The sequence below is a fragment of the Ottowia sp. genome (genome assembly GCF_016703145.1).
GTDB lineage: Bacteria > Pseudomonadota > Gammaproteobacteria > Burkholderiales > Burkholderiaceae_C > Ottowia.
The window spans coordinates 1,365,610-1,385,824 of record NZ_JADJCO010000003.1 but is presented as its reverse complement, the minus strand read 5'-3'; the positions used below and the strand labels follow the sequence as shown (position 1 = coordinate 1,385,824).

The 20,215-nt window shown below is 68.7% G+C and carries 19 protein-coding genes and 2 pseudogenes; 15 read left to right on the top strand and 6 right to left on the bottom strand.

All coding sequences use genetic code 11. The features are described from left to right. The 3 genes and pseudogenes from IPG65_RS10380 to IPG65_RS10370 all read left to right on the top strand — a co-directional run bounded on the left by IPG65_RS10380 (window position 1) and on the right by IPG65_RS10370 (window position 2,009). Window positions 1–1,002, top strand: a complete 1,002-nt coding sequence (locus tag IPG65_RS10380; RefSeq protein WP_293189131.1) for an NADP-dependent oxidoreductase — start codon at window positions 1–3, stop codon at window positions 1,000–1,002. 72 nt (window positions 1,003–1,074) lie between these two features. After that, window positions 1,075–1,197: pseudogene (locus tag IPG65_RS19360) on the top strand (alkene reductase); the annotation flags it as partial. Window positions 1,198–1,463: 266 nt separating this feature from the next. Continuing rightward, window positions 1,464–2,009 carry a DUF1697 domain-containing protein gene (locus IPG65_RS10370; protein ID WP_293189127.1) on the top strand — a complete coding sequence of 182 codons (546 nt, stop codon included), beginning with the start codon at window positions 1,464–1,466 and terminating at the stop codon, window positions 2,007–2,009. Window positions 2,010–2,135: 126 nt separating this feature from the next. On the opposite strand, the gene IPG65_RS10365 is transcribed toward IPG65_RS10370, so the two are convergent. Continuing rightward, window positions 2,136–3,149, bottom strand: a complete 1,014-nt coding sequence (locus IPG65_RS10365) for a flavin reductase (RefSeq protein WP_293189125.1) — start codon at window positions 3,147–3,149, stop codon at window positions 2,136–2,138. 132 nt (window positions 3,150–3,281) lie between these two features. Next, the gene (locus IPG65_RS10360) at window positions 3,282–4,808 is read right to left on the bottom strand and encodes an MFS transporter (protein WP_293189123.1); all 1,527 of its coding nucleotides are present in this window, start codon (window positions 4,806–4,808) and stop codon (window positions 3,282–3,284) included. A gap of 509 nt (window positions 4,809–5,317) precedes the next feature. Between IPG65_RS10360 and IPG65_RS10355 the strand changes: the two genes are divergently transcribed. The 3 genes from IPG65_RS10355 to IPG65_RS10345 all read left to right on the top strand — a co-directional run bounded on the left by IPG65_RS10355 (window position 5,318) and on the right by IPG65_RS10345 (window position 8,743). After that, window positions 5,318–6,862 carry a CHAD domain-containing protein gene (locus IPG65_RS10355; protein WP_293189121.1) on the top strand — a complete coding sequence of 515 codons (1,545 nt, stop codon included), beginning with the start codon at window positions 5,318–5,320 and terminating at the stop codon, window positions 6,860–6,862. 158 nt (window positions 6,863–7,020) lie between these two features. Then, window positions 7,021–7,782, top strand: a complete 762-nt coding sequence (locus IPG65_RS10350; protein WP_293189119.1) for a GntR family transcriptional regulator — start codon at window positions 7,021–7,023, stop codon at window positions 7,780–7,782. A gap of 109 nt (window positions 7,783–7,891) precedes the next feature. Then, entirely contained in the window at window positions 7,892–8,743 is an 852-nt protein-coding gene (locus IPG65_RS10345; protein ID WP_293189117.1) for a TauD/TfdA family dioxygenase, read from the top strand. Between the two features lie 3 nt (window positions 8,744–8,746). On the opposite strand, the gene IPG65_RS10340 is transcribed toward IPG65_RS10345, so the two are convergent. Next, window positions 8,747–9,538: a GntR family transcriptional regulator gene (locus tag IPG65_RS10340; protein WP_293189115.1), complete on the bottom strand. Its 792-nt coding sequence runs from the start codon at window positions 9,536–9,538 to the stop codon at window positions 8,747–8,749. A gap of 115 nt (window positions 9,539–9,653) precedes the next feature. Here IPG65_RS10340 and IPG65_RS10335 point away from each other — a divergent pair, with 115 nt between their 5' ends. From IPG65_RS10335 to IPG65_RS10325, 3 genes are read left to right on the top strand one after another with little or no spacing between them, the layout of a single operon-like run. Beyond that, complete coding sequence (locus tag IPG65_RS10335) at window positions 9,654–10,640, top strand: tripartite tricarboxylate transporter substrate binding protein (RefSeq protein ID WP_293189113.1); 987 nt, start codon at window positions 9,654–9,656, stop codon at window positions 10,638–10,640. Window positions 10,641–10,655: 15 nt separating this feature from the next. Beyond that, entirely contained in the window at window positions 10,656–11,645 is a 990-nt protein-coding gene (locus tag IPG65_RS10330) for a tripartite tricarboxylate transporter substrate binding protein (protein WP_293189111.1), read from the top strand. Window positions 11,646–11,688: 43 nt separating this feature from the next. Then, window positions 11,689–12,750 carry a 3-keto-5-aminohexanoate cleavage protein gene (locus IPG65_RS10325; RefSeq protein ID WP_293189109.1) on the top strand — a complete coding sequence of 354 codons (1,062 nt, stop codon included), beginning with the start codon at window positions 11,689–11,691 and terminating at the stop codon, window positions 12,748–12,750. 49 nt (window positions 12,751–12,799) lie between these two features. Here the strand turns inward: IPG65_RS10325 and IPG65_RS10320 are convergent, their stop codons facing one another. Beyond that, window positions 12,800–13,345 carry an OmpA family protein gene (locus IPG65_RS10320; RefSeq protein ID WP_293189107.1) on the bottom strand — a complete coding sequence of 182 codons (546 nt, stop codon included), beginning with the start codon at window positions 13,343–13,345 and terminating at the stop codon, window positions 12,800–12,802. Window positions 13,346–13,394: 49 nt separating this feature from the next. Here IPG65_RS10320 and IPG65_RS10315 point away from each other — a divergent pair, with 49 nt between their 5' ends. From IPG65_RS10315 to IPG65_RS10290, 6 genes are all read left to right on the top strand, one after another. Further along, complete coding sequence (locus IPG65_RS10315) at window positions 13,395–14,039, top strand: gamma-glutamylcyclotransferase (RefSeq protein WP_293189105.1); 645 nt, start codon at window positions 13,395–13,397, stop codon at window positions 14,037–14,039. Window positions 14,040–14,062: 23 nt separating this feature from the next. After that, window positions 14,063–14,707, top strand: a complete 645-nt coding sequence (gene pdxH / locus IPG65_RS10310; protein WP_293189103.1) for a pyridoxamine 5'-phosphate oxidase — start codon at window positions 14,063–14,065, stop codon at window positions 14,705–14,707. Between the two features lie 157 nt (window positions 14,708–14,864). Further along, window positions 14,865–16,361, top strand: a complete 1,497-nt coding sequence (locus tag IPG65_RS10305) for an NAD(P)/FAD-dependent oxidoreductase (RefSeq protein WP_293189101.1) — start codon at window positions 14,865–14,867, stop codon at window positions 16,359–16,361. 6 nt (window positions 16,362–16,367) lie between these two features. After that, window positions 16,368–16,523, top strand: coding sequence for a hypothetical protein (locus tag IPG65_RS10300; protein WP_293189099.1), 156 nt, complete (start codon window positions 16,368–16,370; stop codon window positions 16,521–16,523). 43 nt (window positions 16,524–16,566) lie between these two features. After that, window positions 16,567–17,508 carry an alpha/beta hydrolase gene (locus IPG65_RS10295; RefSeq protein WP_293189098.1) on the top strand — a complete coding sequence of 314 codons (942 nt, stop codon included), beginning with the start codon at window positions 16,567–16,569 and terminating at the stop codon, window positions 17,506–17,508. 283 nt (window positions 17,509–17,791) lie between these two features. Continuing rightward, a complete protein-coding gene (locus tag IPG65_RS10290) occupies window positions 17,792–18,040 on the top strand; it encodes a hypothetical protein (protein WP_293189097.1) in 249 nt (82 codons plus the stop codon). A gap of 214 nt (window positions 18,041–18,254) precedes the next feature. Here the strand turns inward: IPG65_RS10290 and IPG65_RS19355 are convergent, their stop codons facing one another. Next, complete coding sequence (locus IPG65_RS19355; protein ID WP_366932134.1) at window positions 18,255–18,302, bottom strand: hypothetical protein; 48 nt, start codon at window positions 18,300–18,302, stop codon at window positions 18,255–18,257. 74 nt (window positions 18,303–18,376) lie between these two features. Continuing rightward, window positions 18,377–20,128: pseudogene (locus IPG65_RS10285) on the bottom strand (DUF1566 domain-containing protein); the annotation flags it as partial. Window positions 20,129–20,215: the final 87 nt, after the last annotated feature.

Genomic DNA, 20,215 nt, shown 5'->3' with positions numbered 1-20,215 from the left:
ATGAAAGCATTGACCTTCAAGCGCTACGGCAAGTCGCCCGAGATCGGGCTCACCGACGTTCCCCGACCCACGCTAAGGGCCGACGAACTGCTGGTCCAGGTTCATGCGGCCAGCGTCAACCCGATCGACAACATGATCCCCACCGGGATCTTCAAGGCCGTGCTGCGGTTTGAGTTGCCAGCCACGCTGGGCAGCGATCTCGCCGGTATCGTGGCCGAGGTCGGCAGCCGCGTGACCCGGTTCAAGGTCGGCGACGCGGTCTTCGCCAACATCTTCGACCAGGGTATCGGCTCCATCGCCGAGTTTGCAGTGGTGCCGGAGAGCGCTGCCGCGCTCAAACCGGCCAATTTGGACTTCGTGCAGGCGGCATCGATTCCGATGGTCGGGCTGACCTCGTGGCAAGCGCTGAAAGAGCGCGTCAATCTTCAGCCGGGCCAAAAGGTCTTCATCCCTGCAGGCTCCGGCGGCATTGGCACGTTTGCCATCCAGTTGGCCAAGCTGTTGGGTGCCAAGGTGGGAACGACCACCAGCACGGGCAATGTCGAACTGGTGCGCAGTCTGGGCGCCGACGAGGTGGTCGACTACAAGAAGCAGGCGTTCGAGACTGTGCTGAGCGGCTACGACGCGGTGCTGGGCACCGTCAGGGGCGACTCGATCGAGAAGTCCATCGGCATCCTTAAGGCGCGGGGCAAGATCGTCTCCCTTGTCGGGCCACTGGACGTCGCATTCGCTCGCGCCCGCCGGCTCAATCTCGTCCTGAAGCTCGTGTTCGCGCTGATGAGCCGCAAGATCATGCGCCTGGCCAAGAAGCGGGACGTCGACTACTCGTTCCTCTTTGCCCGCCCGGACGGCGAGCAACTTGCCCAGATCGGCAAGCTCCTCGAGACACAGCGCATCCGGCCGGTGATCGACAAGGTGTTTACGTTCGAACAGGCCAAGGAAGCACTCGACTATCTGGCCCTGGGACGCGCCAAGGGCAAGGTGGTCGTGAAGATGCGTTGACGCCCCTTTATGGGCAGCGGCGCCCCTGGGCTGCCGCGCTTCCGTCTCCAACATTCCTGACCCAGGATCGACTTGCTCTTCCAACCTTTTGCTACGCGCTCGCTCCAACTCGCGAATCGCATCGTCATGGCCCCGATGACGCGCAGCCGCGCGGTCAACGCCAGCACACCCAACGACTTGATGGCCGCGTACCACGGCCGACATCACTCGGACAGTCGGGGGTATGTGGCGTCGGCACAGTTTGCCGTCGAGGCCGGCTTCGATGGCATCGAGCTGCATCCGGTGAACGGCTAGGCATGCACGCCGAACAGGCATTGCGCCGGCTCCGAGATCAACGCAAACTGTTGATTTATAAAGGCCCCGAAAAATGGGGATTACGCCTGTGGACTACAAAATCGAGCTGATCCAGCGCGCCGAGAGCGCAGCCGGTGGCGGGCTGCGCTGAGGCGGGGCGGGCGCCCATGGCAAGACCCATCAGCACCCGGCACGTGGCGCTGCTGCGCGGGGTGAACGTCAACGGCATCACGATCAAGAGCGCCGACCTGAAGGCGCTGTTCGTCGAACTCGGTTTCGGCGCCGTGCGCACCGTGCTGGCCAGCGGCAATGTGCTGTTCGACATTGCCGAGCCCGATGCCGCCGCGCTGCGCGGGCGCATCGAACAGGCCCTGCGCCAACGCTTCGGCTACGACGCCTGGATCGTGCTGCTGACGCAGCAGGCGGTGGGCGAGATGGCGGCGGCCTACCCGTTCGAGCGCATCGACGAGGCGCGCCATCCCTACCTCGTGTTCGGCTCCGACGCCGCCATGCTCGACGAGATCATGGCCGCGGCCGGCGCGGTCGACCCCGCGCGCGAGCGCCTGCGGCGCGGCCGGGGCGTGCTCTATTGGCAATGCCCGCGCGGCGAGAGCACCGACACGGCGGTGGCCAAGCTGCTCGCCAAGACACGCTACAAGTCAAGCACCACCACGCGCAACCTGCGCACGGTTGAGAAACTGCTGGCGGGTTGAGCTTGGAAACGGCACTTGGATGCGCCCGATCGCACCGCGCTGACCGCGTCAGACGGCGGCGTGAAGCACGGGCGGTGCCCTTGCCCGCTCAGCGCCCCGTCGTGGCTCCGAGCGCGAATGGAGGGGTCAGGTCGACGAACCTTCGGTCGCGCCACCTGCCGCGCCCCACACGTTGTTGTCGCGCCAGATGTTTTCCTTGCGCCAGTGCTCCGGCAAGCCCTGCCCAGTGGCCCGGATCACCCTCTTGAGCAGCAGCTTGAGCAACCGCGCCTCGTTGAAGTCGAGCTCACCGGCCGCGTCGGCCTCGGCGGACTTGCCCGCCGCCATCAACTCGATCGCGTATCGGCGTCCAGCCTCGGTGAAGCGGACCTGCTCGCCGTCGACGACGATCAGTTCGCGTTCGGCGAGGGTGGCGAAGTGCTCGTCGACGACGCGGTGGCCGCTGAATTCGACCAGGCGGCTCAGCTCGGTCACGCTGCGTCCTTCGCCCGTGCTCAAGGCCGACAGGATGCGGTAGTGAATGTCGTCGAGCCCCTGCCGTTGCACCTCGGCACGCAGCGGCATCAGCATCTGGTAGTAGGCGCGGCCAAGCAGGAAGCCCAGCCACTCGTCGCCGAAGCTCGAGCGGGTGTCCTCGACGTCTTGCGCCTTCTTCTTCATCAGCAAGCCGTAGTTGCCGCCGTGGAAGACCAGCGGCGCGCGGCCGAAGCTGTCGAACGCCACCACCTCGCCGACGAAGATCACGTGGTCGCCGCCGTCATGGCGATAGGACGTGCGGCATTCGAATCGGGCCGAGCAACCGGCGATCAGTGGCACGTCACCGTGGCCGCGTTCGACGGCCAGGCCGGCGAAGCGGTCGACGCCGCGCGCGGCGAACTGGTTGGAGACCTGCTCCTGGTCCGCCGCCAGGATATGCACCGCAAAATGCTCGGCGGCCATGAACGCCGCGGCTGTCGACGACCTGCGGTCGAGGCTCCACAGCACCATCGGCGGATCGAGCGAGACCGAGTTGAAGCTGTTGGCCGTCAGGCCGACGTCCTCGCCCGCCACGCTGCGCGTGGTGACCACCGTGACGCCGGTGGTGAACGAGCCCAGGGCTGCGCGGAACTGCCTGGAATCGATGGTCGTACTGTTGCTCATGTTGTCCTCCTTGACGCGGATTCTCGGCGTCGGCGCGCGGACGATGGAAGCGCACCATGGCCTTTCACCCCTTGAGGGTCGGCTGGCCGTTCAGGCCATCGGTGTATCGGGAGTGTTGGCATGCGCCTGTACTCATTGCCGCGCCGCCCGCAGCTCGGCGGGTGACTGGCAGCGACGAAACCACGCCAGCGCCGCCGCACACAAGGCTACCGAGGCGATCAGCGTGATCAGCGCTGCAATCAGCGCAACGCGCTGTGAGTGCGCGGCTTGAGCGCCAAAGTAAACAGCGCCCACCACCGCGACACCAATGGCGTTCGCGACCTGTTGGGCCGTCACCAGCACGCCCGAAGCGGAGCCCGCCCGACCGTGCGCGATCGAGCCCAGCACCGTGTTGAACAGCTGCGCCATGACCAACCCCTGGCCGTAGCCGAAGATCGCGAGCGGCACCATCAGCGCGAACATCGACAGCGGGTCGAGGCATGTGACCAGAACCGCAAGGCCCGCGAGCCCGAGAGCCTGCACGGCGCAGGCTTTGACAAGCGCACCCACGCCGTCGGTCTGCACACCGCCAGCGCGTCGTGTGGCAACGATGAAGGCCAAGGTCAACGGGACCATCACCGTGCCCGCGTCGAGCGCGGAAAGCCCCATCGCAGACTGCATGAACAGCGTGATCAGAAAGTAGAACGAGATGTTGCTGAGAAAGAAACAGAAGGTCGCGATGAGCCCGCGCACGAAGGCGCCGTTCGCCAGCAATGCCGGTTCAATGAGCGGCGAGCCGCCGCGGCGCTCGACCGACTGCTCCAGGCGCGGGAAGGCCGCGAGCAGCACGGCGCCCAGGCCCATGACGACGAACGACCACCACGGCCAGCCGAATTCGTGGCCGAACAACAGCGGACCCACGAACAGCGTGAGACCGGCGAACAGGACCAGCACGCTCACAAGATCGAGCTGTGTCCGTTCCTGCTTTCTCTCTGCGGGCATCAGCCACAAGGTCGCGAGCACCAGCGCGGCGCCGATGGGGCCATTGACGATGAAGATCGTGCGCCAGCCCAGATCGTAGGGATTGAGGGCCAAAAGCCAGCCGCCGGCGATGAAGCCCACCACGCCGCCCAGCCCGCCCGCAATGCCAAAAATCGCGAACGCCCGGCTGCGCGCCGCATCGGGGAACAGCGTGTGGATCGTGCCAAGGATCTGCGGCACCATCAGCGCGGCCGTGAGGCCCTGGGCCAGACGCGCGAGAACCAGCGCACTGGCCGTGGGCGCCAGGCCGCAGGCCAGCGAGGTGACGGTGAATCCGATAAGGCCGATGAGAAACAGGCGCCTGGCCCCATGCATGTCGCCCAGACGCCCACCCGTGATCACCATTGACGCATAGGCGATCTGATAGAGCGCGATCACGCTCTCGATCTGCGCCGTGCTGGCATGGAGATCGGCGCGCATGGACGCGATGGCGACGTTGACGATGAATATGTCGACCACGTACATGAACTGCGCGGCAACCACCACCGTCAGAACAAGCCAGCGTCGCGGGTTGATTGCGCCAAGAGGTAATTTTTCCATGACACGTCTTCGCTGCTCGGTATGAATGTTGCCGGAGTTTGCGCCATGGAGAAACCCTGTTCCACCATTCAGCGCCAAGCGCGCGCCGCGCGTGAGCATGGCGGGCCGATGGATTCTCCTCGAGAGGCCGGAGTCGCTGGCCGTGCGGTGGCCCACGCTCCAGAGGCAGCCAGTCGCAGCCAACCCCCATTGGCCAGAGGAGCGCTGGATAGCCCTTCTCGCGCAGTGCAGCGATCACTTTGTCCGTGGACTTTCACGGGTCACCCTTGAGCCATGCCACCAGCTCGGTCAGGCGCGCTCGAAGGCCCGTAGTGCGTCGGCCGCGTCGAAGCGGATGTCGTCACTTTTGAAGCGTTGCACGGATTCCACGATCAACGCAAGCTGTTGATTTATAAAGACCCCGAGAAGTGAGGTGATTACGCCCGTCGACTACAAGATCGAGCTGATCCAGCGCGCCGAGAGCAGCGCCGGCGGCGGACTGCGCTGAGCGGCGCACCAGGCGCCAGCGCACGCGACAGCGGCACGCTTCCAATTCGATAGCACGTAGCGGTTCATTGGCGCCGACATCCGGGCTTTTTGCCGCAAAAAAACACCGGGAGCCACGCCGCATGCCCCACCCCGCGCCACCCGCCAGCCCGCTGGAGATCGAGCTCAAGCTCGCCCTGCCCGGCGCCGACCCGCGCCGCATCGCCGTGCAGTTGGCCGCCGTGCCTGCGCTGGCCGGCCTGCCGACGCAGGTGGTGCGGCTGGTCAACACCTACTTCGACACGCCCGAGCAGCACCTGCGCCGGCAGCGCGCCGCCCTGCGCCTGCGCGGCGAGCGCGCCGCCGGCGGCACCCGCTGGCTGCAGACCTTCAAGACCGCAGGCACGCCCGGCCCCTTGAGCCAGCGCGGCGAGTGGGAAACCGCGCTGCGCCGGGGCGTGCTGGACCCCGCCGAGCTGCAAGGCACACCCTGGGCTGCCCTCGACGCGCGGGGCGAGCTTTTCGGCCAGCTGGAGCCGGTGTTCCAGACCCGCGCCACGCGCACGCTGCGCGTGTTCACCACCCCCGAGGGCAGCCGCATCGAAGTGGCGCTGGACGTGGGCAGCGTGCGCGCCGGTGACCGCTCCGTGGCGCTGTGCGAGCTGGAGCTGGAACTGCTGCAGGGTCCGCCCGATGCCCTGTTCGCCCTGGCCGAACAGGTGGCTGTGCTGCTGCCGGTGCTGCCCAGCGACACCAGCAAGGCCGAGCGCGGCTGGCGGCTGGCCGATGGCGGCGCGCGCCCGCCGCGCCGGGCCCGCCCACCCGCGCTCACACCCGATCAGCCCGTGAGGCCGGCCGCCCAGGCGGTGCTGGGCGAGGCGCTGGGCCAGTTCAGCGGCAATCTGGCCGACCTGGCCGAGGCGGTGGGCAGCGACGACGCCGAGCGGGTGCACCAGGCGCGCGTGGGTTGGCGCCGCTGGCGCAGCGCGCTGTGGCTGTTCAGGCCGCTGCTGGGCACGCACGCCCCGCCCGACGCCAGCCCCCTGCGCCCCGTGCTGGCAGCCCTGGGCGCCGCGCGCGACCTGGACGTGGCGGTGCTGGACACGCTGCCGCGCTGGGCCGACGCCTACATCGACGCCGACCCCGGCGCCGCGCCACGCCGCGCGGCCTGGCAGGCGCTGCTGGCCGCGCTGCAGGCCGAGCGCCACCGCCGCCACGCTGCCCTGCGCGCCGCGCTGCAGGTACCCGCCACCGGGCTGGCGCTGGTGCGCCTGCAGCGCTGGCTGCATGCGATGGCGCCCACGGCCGCGGACGCCGCAGCGCCCACGCCGGCCGGCGCCGCGTGGCTGGGCCCTTGGGCACGACGGCGCGCGCGCCGCCTGCGCGCCCGCCTGAAGGCCGCCGTTCAGGCGATGCCCGGCGCCGACCCGATGGCGCAGCGGCATCGCGTGCGCCTGCTCGCCAAGCGCAGCCGCTACGTGCTGGAGTCGCTGCGCCCGCTGCTGCGCCCCAAGCGCACGCGCAAGGCCATCGCGCAGGCCACCGCGTTGCAGACCGACATCGGCGCCGCGCGCGACCTGGACCTGCTGGCGCGCCTGCTGGCCACGCTGGGCGCCGACCGCGCCATCGTGGGTTTCTTTCGCGGCGTCAGCGCCGCCCGACAACCGGCCGCGAAGGGCGAATCCTGAATAAAACAGGCTTTAGCCAGCACCAATATTAGATATTAAGCTTCATATTTGATAGCAATCGTACTGCCCATCCGCGACGACGCTGCCGCCACGCGATGCCTTCCATGCTCGCCAGAACGCCGCTTCCGACCGCGGCGCCAGCCGTCATACTCGGCGCCATGGCCCGCAAGAAGACAAGCAATCCCCCTGACCTGAACCACCTGCTGATGCCGCAGACCCCCATCATGGTGGCGGTCGAGCAAGCCGTGCTGCGTCGCCATGCAGGGGCCGGCGCCACGGCGCCGGTGGCCGACCAGATCGCCGTGCGGCTCGCCGGCGTGATCACCATGGACATGATCCACGCGGGCCAGCGCCTGCTCGAAAAGGACATCAGCGAGGTGCTTCGGGTCAGCCGCGCGCCGGTGCGGGAAGCCTTGCGCATCCTGGAGCGCGAACGCCTGGTGGAGTTCCAGGCGCGCCGGGGGGCCTGCGTCACCGCGCCGGACGCCAAGGACATCGCCGACATCTACGAGGTGCGCATCGCGTTGTTCCAGATCCTGTTTCGGCAGCTCATGGCGCAGCGCCCTCAGGAACTCGAAGCCGTGTTCGACCGGCACATGCCACAGCTGGAGCAGGCGACCCAACAAGGTTCGGTGGACGACCACGCGCTGGCGGGCTTCCTGATGAACATGGACATGTTCAAGCTGGCCGAGGGACGCCTCATCGCCGACCTGCTGGCCTCGATTTCGCTGCGCGTGCTGCGTTTCGTGCGCCTCGGGCTGGCCGCCGATCCGCCCCGCATGGCCCGGGCGATGGAGACCTGGCGCGCCCTGCACCGCGCCATCACGCGGCGCGACGTGGACGAGGTGCTGTCCACCGCCGTCCGGCGCATGGAGCTGTCGCGCGATGCGGCGGCCCATGCGGCACTGCCGCAAGGCTGACGCGCCTGTGACGAAGGTGTGGGGTTGACGCTGGGTACCAAGCGATTCATAATTAATGTCGACAATAACAAATATCGATCCGAGTTCCTCACCCTTCAGGAGACAAACCATGCAAATCGAACGCCTCACGGTCAACATCGGTGCCGAGGTGTCCGGCATCCATCTGCGCGACGCGGTGCGCGACGACGCGCTTTTCGCCGAACTCAAGGCGCAACTGCTCAAGCACCGCGTGCTGTTTTTTCGCGACCAGGACATGGACCGCTTCTCGCGCGCCGACCACGTGGCGCTGGCCAGCCGCTTCGGCCCGCTGGAAGGCCATCCCGTGCTGGGATGCCACCCGGACTATCCAGGGCTGGCGCAGATCTACCGCAGCGAGGAAAAGAACCCCTACGAGAACAACTGGCACACCGACGCTCTGTGGCGGCCCAAGCCTCCGATGGGCGCGGTGCTGCGCTGCATCGAATGCCCCGAGGTCGGCGGCGACACCATCTGGGTGAACATGGTCGAGGCCTACCAGCGCCTGCCCGACGAGGTGAAGCGCAAGATCGACCGCCTGCGCGCCAGCAGCAGCATCGAGCACAGCTTTGGCGCGGCCATGGACGAGGAGAAGCGGCGCGCGCTGGGGCGTGAGCACCCGCCCGTGGAGCATCCCGTGGTGCGCACGCACCCCGAGACGGGCGAGAAGGTGCTCTATGTGGCCAGTTTCACGACGCACTTTCTCAACTACCACACGCCGGACAACGTGCGCTTCGGCATCGACAAGACCCCGGGCGCCAGCCAGCTGCTGCACTACCTGCAAAGCCAGGCGACGATTCCCGAGTACCAGGTGCGCTTCAAGTGGCGGCCCAACAGCGTGGCGATCTGGGACAACCGCTCCACCCAACACTACGCGGTCATGGACTACTGGCCCGCGCCGCGCAAGATGGAGCGCGCCGGCATCGTGGGCGACGTGCCCTATTGATCCTCAGGCGTGCCGGACCGCTGCCACGGCCAGGCTCCGGATGGCCGCGGTCCGCTGGGCCGCGGCCGCCTGCACCAGGGCGATGTCGCGCTGGACCACCGCACCCTGGAATGCCCGCCAGCCCTCCAGCGATGAGGCGACCGCGCCGGGCGATGCCGCAAAGCCCAGGCGCACGTAGCGCAGGGTGCGCAGTGACAGCGCCTTGAGCTGGTCCACCACCAGCCGGTTGCTGCACAGATCGGCAATGCGCTGGTTCAAAAGAAAGCTCTGCACGGCGTAGGCCCCAGGCGTTTCGCGGCTGGCTTGCTCCAGGCGCGGCAGAAACTGCTCGAAGACCCGTTGCAGGTCGTCGGGACGGTCTCGCATGACTTGCGCCAGCAGGATGCCGTAGAGCGCGAGGCGGACCTCGAAGATGTCCAGCAACTCCTCGGCGTCGGGCGCGGTGACGGTCGCCCCGCGCCGCGCGCTCAACCGCGCCAGGTGGTCGCGCTCCAGGATGCGGAGAGCCTCGCGCACCGGCGCACGGCTGACTTGCAGCACCGCGCCGATGTCGGCCTCCAGGAGCCGCTGGCCCGGCTTGAGCAAGTCCAGCGCGATCAAGCCGGCCAGCCGCGCGGCGATCTGTTCGGCGATGGGGGGCGAGGCGTGGATGCCTTCGCCGCGCAGCAGCGCCTTTTCCACGGCCAGCATGGTGCTGTCCTTGGGGGTGAGCAGGGCGGCCAAGCCTGGGTCATGGGGCTTGCCAGTCGCGCTGGCGGATGGCGGCGCGGCGGCGGCCCGAATTCGTGTCGACATTGCTTCACGTTAGCACAGCCCTGCCGGCAAACCGGGCGTCGACCTAGTGAAATCACTAATGTCGACATTAATTATTCCAAATACACTGCGCTGGCACTTGTCAAGGAGACTCCCCGTGAAACTGCTGACCGTCTTTCGCCCTGCCGCGGCTGTTGCCACGGCACTCCTGTTTTCCTGCGCGGCATGGGCGCAGGGCGATGCGTGGCCCAGCCGGCCCATCACGCTGGTGACCGCGTCCTCGGCCGGCTCGGGCACCGATCTGCTGGCCCGCGAGCTGGCGCAGCGCCTGAGCGCGGAACTCAAGCAACCCGTCGTGGTGGACAACAAGCCGGGCGGCAGCGGCATCATTGGCACCCAGGCCGTGGTGCGCGCGGCGCCCGACGGCTACACGCTGCTCTACACCACTGGCTCCAACACGGTGATGGCGCCCGCACTCATGAAGAACCTTCCTTACGACGTCACGAAGGACCTGGCGCCGGTGGCGCAAACCGTCGAGGGCGGCGTGATCCTGCACGTGAGCAACGACATGCCGGTCAAGAACCTTCCGGAGCTGGTCCAGCTCGTGAAGTCCAACCCCGGCAAATACTCCTACGGCACCTGGGGCGTTGGCTCTTCGGGCCATCTCACGATGGAGTGGCTCAAGCGCAAGACGGGCATGGAGATGCCTCATGTGGCCTACAAGCAGTCCAGCCAGTTGCTCACCGAACTGGCCACCGGCACGCTGAAGATCGGCTTCACCGACCCTGGGGCGCCGCTGCCTTTCATCGAGACCAAGCGGCTGCGCAGCATCGCGGTGACCGGCATCGTCAGGCTGCCGCGCACGCCGGACATTCCCACGTTCCAGGAGCAGGGCTATGACTTCGAGCCGGTCGGCTGGTTTGGCGTGCTGGCCCCGGCACATACCCCAGCACCGATCGTGGAGCGCCTGGGCGCCTTGATCACGCGCATCCAGAACCAGCCCGACATGGTGAAGAAAGTGGCCGCCCTGAACGTCCAGGCCGCCCAAGCGAAGTCGCCCGCGGCGTTCCAGGCCGTCATCGGCCGGGATCTGAAGATGTGGAAGCAGATCGTGGCCGACACGGGCATCACGGTGGACAACTGACGAAGGAGACGACCCATGACCCCCTCATTCACGCGCAGGCATCTCGTGCTGGGCAGCGCCGCTTCCGTGCTGTACAGCGCATCCCGGGCCCAAGGCGACCCGCCGTGGCCGGCCCGCCCCGTCAAGGTCATCGTGCCCAGCGGCGCGGGCAGCGTGGTCGACGTGCTCGCGCGGCAGTTGTACGAGCCTCTGGGCAAGGCGCTGGGCCAGCCCTTCGTCATCGACAACCGCCCCGGCGCCAACGGCCTGCTGGGAACGCAGGCCCTCAAGAACGCGGCCCCCGATGGCTACACGCTGCTGCAAGGTTCGTCCACCGCCACCGTCATGGCCGAGGCGCTCAACCCTGAGTTGCCGGTCAAGACCTTGCGCGATCTGGAGCCCATTGCGCTGACCGCTGTCGGCGGCGTGCTGCTGGTGGTGCATCCCTCCGTGCCCGCCAACACCCTGCCCGAGCTGGTGGAGCTGCTGCGGCGCGAACCGGCCCAGTACCCGTCCTACGGCAGCTGGGGCGTGGGCTCCAATGGCCACCTGACGATGGAATGGATCCGGCAGCGCACGGGCATCACCCTCAACCACGTGCCCTACAAGACCTCGCCGGGGCTGGTGACGGACATCGTGGGCGGCGTGATTCCGATCGGCTGGGTGGACCTGGTGTCGCCGCTGGGCTTCATCCAGCAGGGCAGGCTGCGCGGCATTGCCGTCAACGGCAATGCGCGCGCCTCCCGACTGCCCGACGTCAAGCTGATGTCGGAGCAGGGCTTTCCCTTCCCCGCGACCGGCTGGAACGGCGTTTTCGCGCCCAAGAACACGCCCGCGCCGATCCTGGACCGGCTGCACGACGCGATCAACGCGGCACTGAGCACGCCCGCGGTGCAGGAAGGCAGCCGGCGCGTCAACGTGGAGCCCACCCAAGGCATCAGCCGCCCGGCATTCGCCAAGATCGTTGAGAACGATCTGGCCGTCTGGCGAAAGATCGTCGTGGACGGAAACATCAAGCCCGAGTAGAGCCCGCGTTTTATTCATTCATTTCTCAATCCGGAGACCCTCCATGAACTTTCTCGACGGCCACCTGTACCCCGAAAACCAGCAGCCCCTGATCATCACCGCCGCACCCTACGCGCCGGGCTGGATTCCCTCGGACTTTCCCGAAGACATCCCGGTCACGATGGAAGAGCAGATCCAGAAAGCGGTGGATTGCTACGAGGCTGGCGCCACCGTGCTGCATTTGCATGTGCGCGAAGCCGATGGCAAGGGCAGCAAGCGCCTGTCCATGTTCAACGAACTGATCGCGGGGGTGCGCAAGGCCGTGCCGGAGATGGTCATCCAGGTCGGCGGCTCCATCAGCTTCGCGCCCGAAGGCCCGGGCGGCGAAGCCAAGTGGCTGTCCGACGACACGCGCCACATGCTGGCCGACCTCGAACCCAGGCCCGACCAGGTGACGGTGACCGTCAACACCACGCAAATGAATGTGACCGAGCACGCGGGCGAGGACGATTTCCGGGGCGTGTCGCGCGGCTTCCCGAACCTCTATAACACCTACAAGGACATGATCGTCCCCTCGAACCCCAGCTTCGTGGAGGAACACATTCGGCGCCTCACGGCCGCCGGCATCCAGAGCGAGTTCCAGGTCTACAACATCAACAGCTTCGAGACGATCGAGCGCATGATCCGCCGCGGCGTCTACAAGGGCCCGCTGGTGATGAACTGGGTGGCCATCAGCGGCGGCATGGACCAGGCCAACATCTTCAACCTGGCCAACATGCTGCGCGCCGCGCCCGATGGCGCGGTGATCACGGTGGAAAGCTCGGTGCTCAACGTGCTGCCCATCAACATGATCGGCATCGCCCTGGGCCTGCACGTGCGCTGCGGCATCGAGGACGTGCTCTGGAACCAGCGCCGCACCGGCAAGATGAGTTCGGTCGAACAGATCAAGCAACTGGTGCGCATCTCCGACGGTGAATTCGGCCGCCCCATCGCCACGGCACAGCAGGCGCGCGAGATCATGAAGATCGGCGTGTTCTACGACACGGCCGAGGAAACGCTGGCCGCCAACGGCTTCTCGCCCAACCGCAACGGCGCCAACCAGGGCTTCCTGCGCAAGCCCGCCTGAAATCAGAAGGCCCTACACCTGCGCGTGGCTGGGCCGTCGTTAACCGTTCTTATTGCAGCGTCACTTCCACCCGGCGCGCCTCGGCGTTGCTGCCGCTGGCGGTGCTCACTTCGGGCTTCTTCAGCTCGACCTTGTCCTCGCCGATGCCCAGCGACAGCAGCGCGTCGCGCACGGCCAAGGCGCGCTGCTTGGCCAGTTCCTCGTTGCGGGCGGCATCGCCGGTGGCGTCGTGGTAGCCGCTGATGACGGCCGTCTTGCCGGCCGCCACGCCTTTCACCACGTCGCCCAGGGCTTCCTTGGCACCGGTGGCGAGGTCGGCCTTGGCGGTGGCGAAATAGAACTTCACCACGCCCTCCTCCACCCGCACGCTGGCGGCGTCGTCGCCCACCGCGCCGCTGGCGGCGCCCGCGTGGCCGGCGGCGGCCATGGCACCCGCGCCCGCACCGCCGGTGGCGCCCTGGGCGGCCGTTACCGCCGCCGCGCCCTTGCTGGTGCGGTACAGGCCCACGCCGATGGCGAGGCTGATGGCCAGCAGGATTACCCCGGCCAGCACCGCGAACACGATGCCGTGGCTGTCATCATCTTGTGAACTCATGCTCAGTGGCTCCAATCAAAATTTGAGGCCGATTGTATAAACACTCAACATGCACTCCGCCTACGCGCCTTTCGAGCACCTGCGCCAGGGTGGCCGCGACCCGCTGGCGCTGCTGGCGGCCACGCGCGCCGAGTGGCGCCGCCGGGCCGGCGAGGCGCCCCACCATCTGGGCGATCTTTGGGTATTTGGCTATGCCTCTCTGATCTGGCGGCCCGACTTCAATTTTGCCGAACGGCACGCCACGCGCGTGGCCGGCTGGCACCGGGCGCTGGCGATGTGGAGCCGCATCAACCGCGGCACGCCCGAGTCGCCGGGGCTGGTGTTCGCGCTGCTGCCGGGCGGCAGCTGCCGGGGCGTGGTGTACCGCATCCCTCGGCGCGACGCCGACGCGGTGCTGGACCAGTTGTGGGCGCGCGAGATGCCCACCAGCGTGTACGACGCGCGCTGGCTGCGCTGCGCCACGCCGCACGGGCCGGTGGCGGCGCTGGCCTTCACGCTGTCGCGCCGCAGCCCGTCCTTCACCGGCCAGCTGACGCCCGACCACTACAGCCGCATCTTCCGCGAGGCGCGCGGGCGCTACGGCAGCACGCTGGACTACGCGCGCGAAACGCACGCCAGCCTGCGCGCGCACGGCGTCGACGACCGGCGCCTGGCGGCCCTGCTGGCGCACGCGCCCACGCCGCACGGCGCCTGACGTCGATTTCTATACTTGCGCCCATGAACGCCAGCCCCGACATCACCCACCTGCGCAAGAGCTACGAGCGCGCCGAGCTGTCCGAAAGCGCCTCGCACACCGACCCCCTGCAACAGTTCGCCCAATGGTTCGAGGAGGCGCGCGCCAGCCAGGTGCCGGAGCCCAACGCCATGACCCTGGCCACCGTCGGCAGCGACCTGCGCCCCAGCACGCGCATCGTGCTGGTCAAGGGCTTCGACGCGCGCGGTCTCGTCTGGTACACCAACCACGACAGCCGCAAGGGCCGCGAGTTGGCCGGCAACCCCCTTGCCGCGCTGCAGTTCCATTGGGTGGAGCTGGAGCGCGTGGTGCGCATCGAGGGCCAGGTGTCCCAGGTCAGCGACGCCGAGAGCGACGCCTATTTCGCCAGCCGCCCGCTGGACAGCCGCATCGGCGCCTGGGCCAGCCCGCAGAGCCAGGTGATCGCGGACCGCTCGGTGCTGGTGACCGCCGCCGCCAAGTACGGCGCCAAATTCCTGCTGAACCCGCCGCGCCCGCCGCACTGGGGCGGCTACCGGCTGGCGCCCGACCGCTGGGAGTTCTGGCAGGGCCGCCCGAGCCGGCTGCACGACCGGCTGGTGTACCTGCGCGAGGGCGAAGGCTGGCGGCGCGAGCGGCTGGCGCCGTGAAGCCACCGGCGGAGGCTTCGATTCAGGTCATATTCAGCATTCACCCCGCTTCTAGCCTACGGTTTTAGCTACTTTTTATATAGCAAACGGAATCACCCGGACGTGGCGCTAAGATGGCTCCGCACGTACCTTTCCCCCTCGACAGGAGACCTGCCCCATGGGCACCAGCCACCCGAGCGCTTCGCCGTCGTGCGGCGGGCATTTCGACTTCCTCATCGTCGGCGCCGGCATCTCGGGCATCGGCGCCGCGTACCACCTGCACCAGCGCTTCCCCGGCAGCCGCTTCGCCGTGCTGGACGCGATGGACGGCTTCGGCGGCACCTGGTGGACGCACCGCTACCCGGGCGCCCGCTCGGACAGCGATCTCTACACCTACGGCTACGGCTTCAAGCCCTGGCGCGGCCGCTCCATCGCCACGGCCGACGAGATCCGCGCGTACCTGGGCGAGGTGATCGACGAGAACGGCCTGGCGCCGCGCATCCGCTACCGGCACAAGGTGATGACGGCCGACTGGTCGTCGCAAGAGCAGCGCTGGACACTGGAAGTGGCGCGCACGGACTCGGGCGAGACGCTGACCTTCACCACCCGCTTTCTCTGGATGTGCTCCGGCTATTACGACCACGGCCAGGGCCACACGCCGCAATGGCCGGGGCTGGCCGACTTCGAGGGCCGGGTGGTGCATCCGCAGCACTGGCCGCAGGACCTGGACTGCGCGGGCCAGCGCGTGGTCGTCATCGGCTCGGGCGCCACGGCCGCCACGCTGATCCCGGCGCTGGCCGGCTCGGCGGCGCACGTGACCATGCTGCAGCGCTCGCCCACCTTCTTCGCGGCCCAGCCCTGGGCGCACGAGCTGGAAGCCCCGCTGCGCGCGCTGGATCTGCCCGATGAATGGACGCACGAGATCCTGCGCCGCGCCCACCTGGCCCGCAACGCCGAGGTGGTGCGCATGTCCTTCGAGCAGCCCGAGGCACTGCGCGCCTTCCTCATCCACGAGACCCGCGCCCAACTGCCCGAGGGCTTCGACGTGGACCGGCACTTCAACCCCGGCTACCGGCCGTGGCAGCAGCGCCTGGCCCTGGTGCCCGACGGCGACCTGTTCGCCGCCATCCGCGGCGGCCAGGCCTCGGTGGTCACCGACACCATCGAATGCTTCGACGCCACGGGGATCCGGCTGGCCAGCGGCCAGCACCTCGCGGCCGACGTCGTCGTCACCGCGACGGGCTTCAACCTGCACCTGTTCGGCGGCGTGCCCTTCGGCGTCGATGGCGAGCCGGTGGACTTCAGCCGGCGCGTCACCTGGCGCGGCGTGATGATCGAGGGCCTGCCCAACATGGCCTACCTGCAGGGCTACTTCCGGTCGAGCTGGACGCTGCGCGTGGACCTGGTCTGCGACCTGGTGGGCCGCGTGGTCGAGCACATGCGCGCGCAGGGCCACGCGGCGGTAGTGCCCACGCTGCGCGGCGAGGACGCCGGCATGCCGCGCCTGCCCTGGATCGACCCCGACAACTTCAACGCCGGCTACGTGCTGCGCGCGCAGCACCGCATGTTCCGCCAGGGCGACCGCCACCCCTGGAAGCACGGCATGGAGTACCCCGAGGAGCGCGCCATCCTGCCCGGCGTGCGCCCCGACGACAGCGCGCTGGCCTACTACTGAGAAGCCGTGAACGAACCCGCCACGCCCGCGCATCCCGCGCAGGCGCACGCCCTCGGCGTTGCAAATGCTCGCCGTAGCCCGCGCTACGTCTGCGCTTTGCGCCTTGATGGCACACCCCTGCGCGGGATGCGCGGACGCGGCGAATTCATTCACAGCTTCTGAGCCGCGCCACCTTTTCCCATTCACCACCACAGGAGATTTCCCGATGCCTCTCGATCCCCACCTCGCCGGCATGCTGCAGATGATGGCCAGCGCGGGCGCCAAGCCTATCCACGAAAGCACGCCCGCCGAAGCCCGCGCCGGCTTTCTGATGCTGACCGCCGGCAGCCGCACGCCCGAGCAGATCGTGCCCGTCGCCAGCGTGCAGGACACCACCGTGCCTGGCGCGGCCGGTCCGCTGAAGGCGCGCATCTACCGGCCCGAGGGCGCCGGGCCCTTCCCCACCGTGGCCTTCTTCCATGGCGGCGGCTACGTCATCGGCGATCTGGACACGCACGACAACACCTGCCGCGACATCTGCCGCGGCGCCCAGGCGGTGGTGGTGTCGGTGGACTACCGGCTGGCGCCCGAGCACCCCTTCCCCGCCGGCATCGACGACGCCGTGGCCGCCACCCAATGGGTGATCGCCCACGCCGGCGAGCTGGGCGGTAACGCCACCGTCGCCGTGGCCGGCGACAGCGCGGGCGGCAACTTCTCGGCCGTGGTGGCGCAGCAGCTGCGCGACGCGGGCATTCCGCTGGCCGCACAGTTCCTCATCTACCCGGCCGTGGACCACGCCGACGCCAGCCACCCCAGCATCGAGCAGAACGGCAAGGGCTATTTCCTCGAAGCGGAGACCATGGCCTGGTTCTACAACCACTACGCCGGCGGCTTTGGCGACACCCTGGACCCGCGCCTGGCGCCGCTGCAGGCCAAGAGCCTGACCGACCTGCCGCCCGCCGTGGTGGTGACGGCCGAGTTCGACCCGCTGCGCGACGCCGCCATCGCCTACGTCGCCGCCCTGAACGCCGCCGGCGGCCAGGCCGAGCACATCCCCGGCCCCGGCATGATCCACGGCTTCTACGACATGGGCCGCTGGTCGCCCGGCGCGCAGGCCGTCATCCAGCAGGGCATCAAGCGCTTTGGCGAGGTGCTGCGCGGCGGTTGAGGCCGCAAGGCACCCCGGACGCGCGTCCGGATAGCGGCGCCCGCGCGCTCAGCGCGGCGCCAGCTTCACCACCTCGCCATTGGCGCGCCCGCCGCGCCCCGCGCAGGGCGCCAAGGCACTCGCGTTCAGCCTAGAAACGGCAGTTGAACGCGCCCGCCAGTGCCGTGATCGGCGTGGCAGGCAAGGCGCGAGGACGCGGCAGGCTGATGCCTGCAAGGACGAGCAACGCCGCATGGCGCGGCGAGCGCGGTGCTGGCGGGCGCGTAGCGCGCTCACCCAAGAGGTGAAGGTCATCGAAGCAGCGAAAGTCAGCACCCATGCGGCTTTCCTGAAGATGGCGAGCGGTCAACTGCCGTTTCTAGGTTCAGTGGAGTCCGGCGGCGGCTTAATTCTCATGCCGGATTGGGTTGTAGCCCGTATGGATACTTCGTGGTCAGCTATCAAATTTGATGGTTCTCCGCCGGGCGCTCATCCCTGCCAACACCTCATCCAACACCAGGATCAATCAAATCTGATAGCTGTCAACGCTTGATGGGCGCGGGCCAGTGTCCTGAAACCCCTCAAACCCCAGTCCTGCCGCGTCGCCGCGCCAGCCAGCAGCGCGGACAGCAGCCCCGGCGCCCCCTCGCCCAGTGCTGGACAAACGGCAACAGCTCTCATTTTTGTAGTTCTCAGTCAAGAATCACAGCAGAAGGCCCAAGCCGGTCGGATGACAGCAAAGCGCTGACGAACCGCCCGGCCCAGGCTCACCCCCGCCGGCGCCAGCCCAGCAGCCCCAGCCCCAGGCCGAGCACCGCCAAGGCCCACGGCCCCAGCGCGGGCACCGGCGCGCGGCGGCACTGGCGGCCACCCGGTGCGCCGCGCCCGAGGGATCGACGATGCGGCCGTTCTCCAGGCCGTCGTCGTCGCCCGCGCCGCCGTCGCGCAGCGTGAACATCACCGTGCCCGCCGCCTCGTCCACCTGCGCCGGGTACTGCCCCCAGTCGCCGGCGTGCAGCTTCCAGTACTGCGTGCCCTGCGCCAGCGCCTGCGGGTAGGTCACCGTCATCGTCACATCGCTCTGGTCGCAGCCCGACAGCACGAAGTCCAGCAGGCCGTGCGTGAAGACCAGCCCCGCCGGCGGCTGCGCCGGGCCGCTGGTGGCCGGCGTGGTGGGCGCCAGACTCTCGAAGGTGCAGGCCGCGCCGCCGCCGCTGAAGCGGGCCGTGGCCGTGCCGCCCGGCACTGCCACGGTCTGGCTGCGCAGCGCCACGGCGAAGCCGTGGGCCACGTCCGTGGCAGCGGCCCAGTTGGCATCGCCCCCCTGGCTGGCCGTGACGGTGCAGGTGCCAGCGCTGGTGAAGCTGAGCGTGCTGCCGCCCAGGCTGCAATCGCCCGAGACGGCGAAGCTCACCGCCAGGCCGGACGAGGCCGTGGCCGCCAGTTCCAGCGGCGTGCCCACCGCCTGCGCGCCGGGGTCGGCGAAGGTGATGGTCTGCGCCCCTTGCAGCGTGGCGCCGGCGGCGGGGCTGGACACGGGGCCGGGGCCCACGCCGTTGGTGGCCGTCACGGTGAAGGTGTAGCTGGCGGCGTTGGGCAGGCCGTTCACCGTGCAACTGGTGGCGGGGGCAACGGCGGTGCAGGTGCCGCTGGGCGCGCCCGCCACGCTGTAGCCCGTGATGGCGCTGCCGTTGTCGGCCGGCGCCGTCCAGCTCACCGTGACCTCGCCGCTGCCGTGGGCGCCAGGGTCAGCCGCCACGCCCGTGGGTGCGCCGGGCACGCTGGGGGTGGTGAAGGGCGTGCTGCTCACGCCGCTGGCGTTGCCCGCGCCGTCGCGGGCGATGAAGTGGAAGCGGTAGGCCGTGCCCGGCGTCAGGCCGGACAGCGGGATGCTGGCCGCCACGTTGCCTGTCAGGGCCACTTGCTGCGTTGGGCCCAGGGCCAGCAAGTCGCTGGCGCTGGGCGCCGGGCTGGCGGCCGGCAGCACCAGCCAGTAGCCAGTGGCGTTCTCGCTCACCGTCACGCCGGCGCCGGCCGTGGTGCCGTCGGGGCCGGGTGTGAGCGTGGGGCCGGCGGTGAGGATGGGCGCCGTGGTGTCAAGGGTATCGAAAAAAGCAAAGGACTGTCCGCTCCGCACCAGGCGAGTCGAGAGGGTGAGGGACTTGACGTAGGCGTCGGCGTAGCCGACGTCGAAGTAGACGAACCACGCGATGGCTGGATCGGGCGCGTAGTTGGTGGAAGACCAGAAGATCCTGGGGTTGCCGCTGGCAGGGGTGTTGGGGAAAGCCGTGATATCGATGGCAGGAGAGACCGCATCGATCTTCACCAGCGATTCGAGCTCGTTCTTGTTGGGCAGGCGCCAGTCGGTATAGCCCTTGTGGGCAGTGGTATTGGCCGTTTGCGCGGCGGTGAGCGCCTGCGCCCAGGTGCTGGCGGCGGGACTGCCGGAGCAACTGGTCCCCGTCTGGCCCCAGGCGCAGCGGTCCCACATCAGGCCGGTGGCCGCGTCGGTCACGGTGCCATTGACGGTATCGACGGTGAAGGGCGCGGCCCAGGCGGCGGGTGCCAGCAGCGCGGCGGCCAGGCTCCAGGAAGCCCCGCAGGCGCGCAGGACGGTGCGAAGGGTGGTCGTGCTGGTCATGGGTGTAGGCGATGAAGGCGTGGGCAGGCGGCACAGCCGCTGCGCGCAGCGGCGCAGGTCGGTTGCCCAGGGTGTACTTGTGGTGGC

What these genes read in the sequence shown, in the direction of transcription:
- IPG65_RS10360 (WP_293189123.1), bottom strand. Translation starts at nt 4,808, where the DNA reads ATGCTCACGCGCGGCGCGCGCTTGGCGCTGAATGGTGGAACAGGGTTT.
- IPG65_RS10365 (WP_293189125.1), bottom strand. Translation starts at nt 3,149, where the DNA reads ATGAGCAACAGTACGACCATCGATTCCAGGCAGTTCCGCGCAGCCCTG.
- IPG65_RS10345 (WP_293189117.1), top strand. Translation starts at nt 7,892, where the DNA reads ATGCAAATCGAACGCCTCACGGTCAACATCGGTGCCGAGGTGTCCGGC.
- pdxH (WP_293189103.1), top strand. Translation starts at nt 14,063, where the DNA reads ATGAACGCCAGCCCCGACATCACCCACCTGCGCAAGAGCTACGAGCGC.
- IPG65_RS10340 (WP_293189115.1), bottom strand. Translation starts at nt 9,538, where the DNA reads ATGTCGACACGAATTCGGGCCGCCGCCGCGCCGCCATCCGCCAGCGCG.
- IPG65_RS10355 (WP_293189121.1), top strand. Translation starts at nt 5,318, where the DNA reads ATGCCCCACCCCGCGCCACCCGCCAGCCCGCTGGAGATCGAGCTCAAG.
- IPG65_RS10325 (WP_293189109.1), top strand. Translation starts at nt 11,689, where the DNA reads ATGAACTTTCTCGACGGCCACCTGTACCCCGAAAACCAGCAGCCCCTG.
- IPG65_RS10370 (WP_293189127.1), top strand. Translation starts at nt 1,464, where the DNA reads ATGGCAAGACCCATCAGCACCCGGCACGTGGCGCTGCTGCGCGGGGTG.
- IPG65_RS10295 (WP_293189098.1), top strand. Translation starts at nt 16,567, where the DNA reads ATGCCTCTCGATCCCCACCTCGCCGGCATGCTGCAGATGATGGCCAGC.
- IPG65_RS10380 (WP_293189131.1), top strand. Translation starts at nt 1, where the DNA reads ATGAAAGCATTGACCTTCAAGCGCTACGGCAAGTCGCCCGAGATCGGG.
- IPG65_RS10315 (WP_293189105.1), top strand. Translation starts at nt 13,395, where the DNA reads ATGCACTCCGCCTACGCGCCTTTCGAGCACCTGCGCCAGGGTGGCCGC.
- IPG65_RS10305 (WP_293189101.1), top strand. Translation starts at nt 14,865, where the DNA reads ATGGGCACCAGCCACCCGAGCGCTTCGCCGTCGTGCGGCGGGCATTTC.
- IPG65_RS10330 (WP_293189111.1), top strand. Translation starts at nt 10,656, where the DNA reads ATGACCCCCTCATTCACGCGCAGGCATCTCGTGCTGGGCAGCGCCGCT.
- IPG65_RS10320 (WP_293189107.1), bottom strand. Translation starts at nt 13,345, where the DNA reads ATGAGTTCACAAGATGATGACAGCCACGGCATCGTGTTCGCGGTGCTG.
- IPG65_RS10350 (WP_293189119.1), top strand. Translation starts at nt 7,021, where the DNA reads ATGGCCCGCAAGAAGACAAGCAATCCCCCTGACCTGAACCACCTGCTG.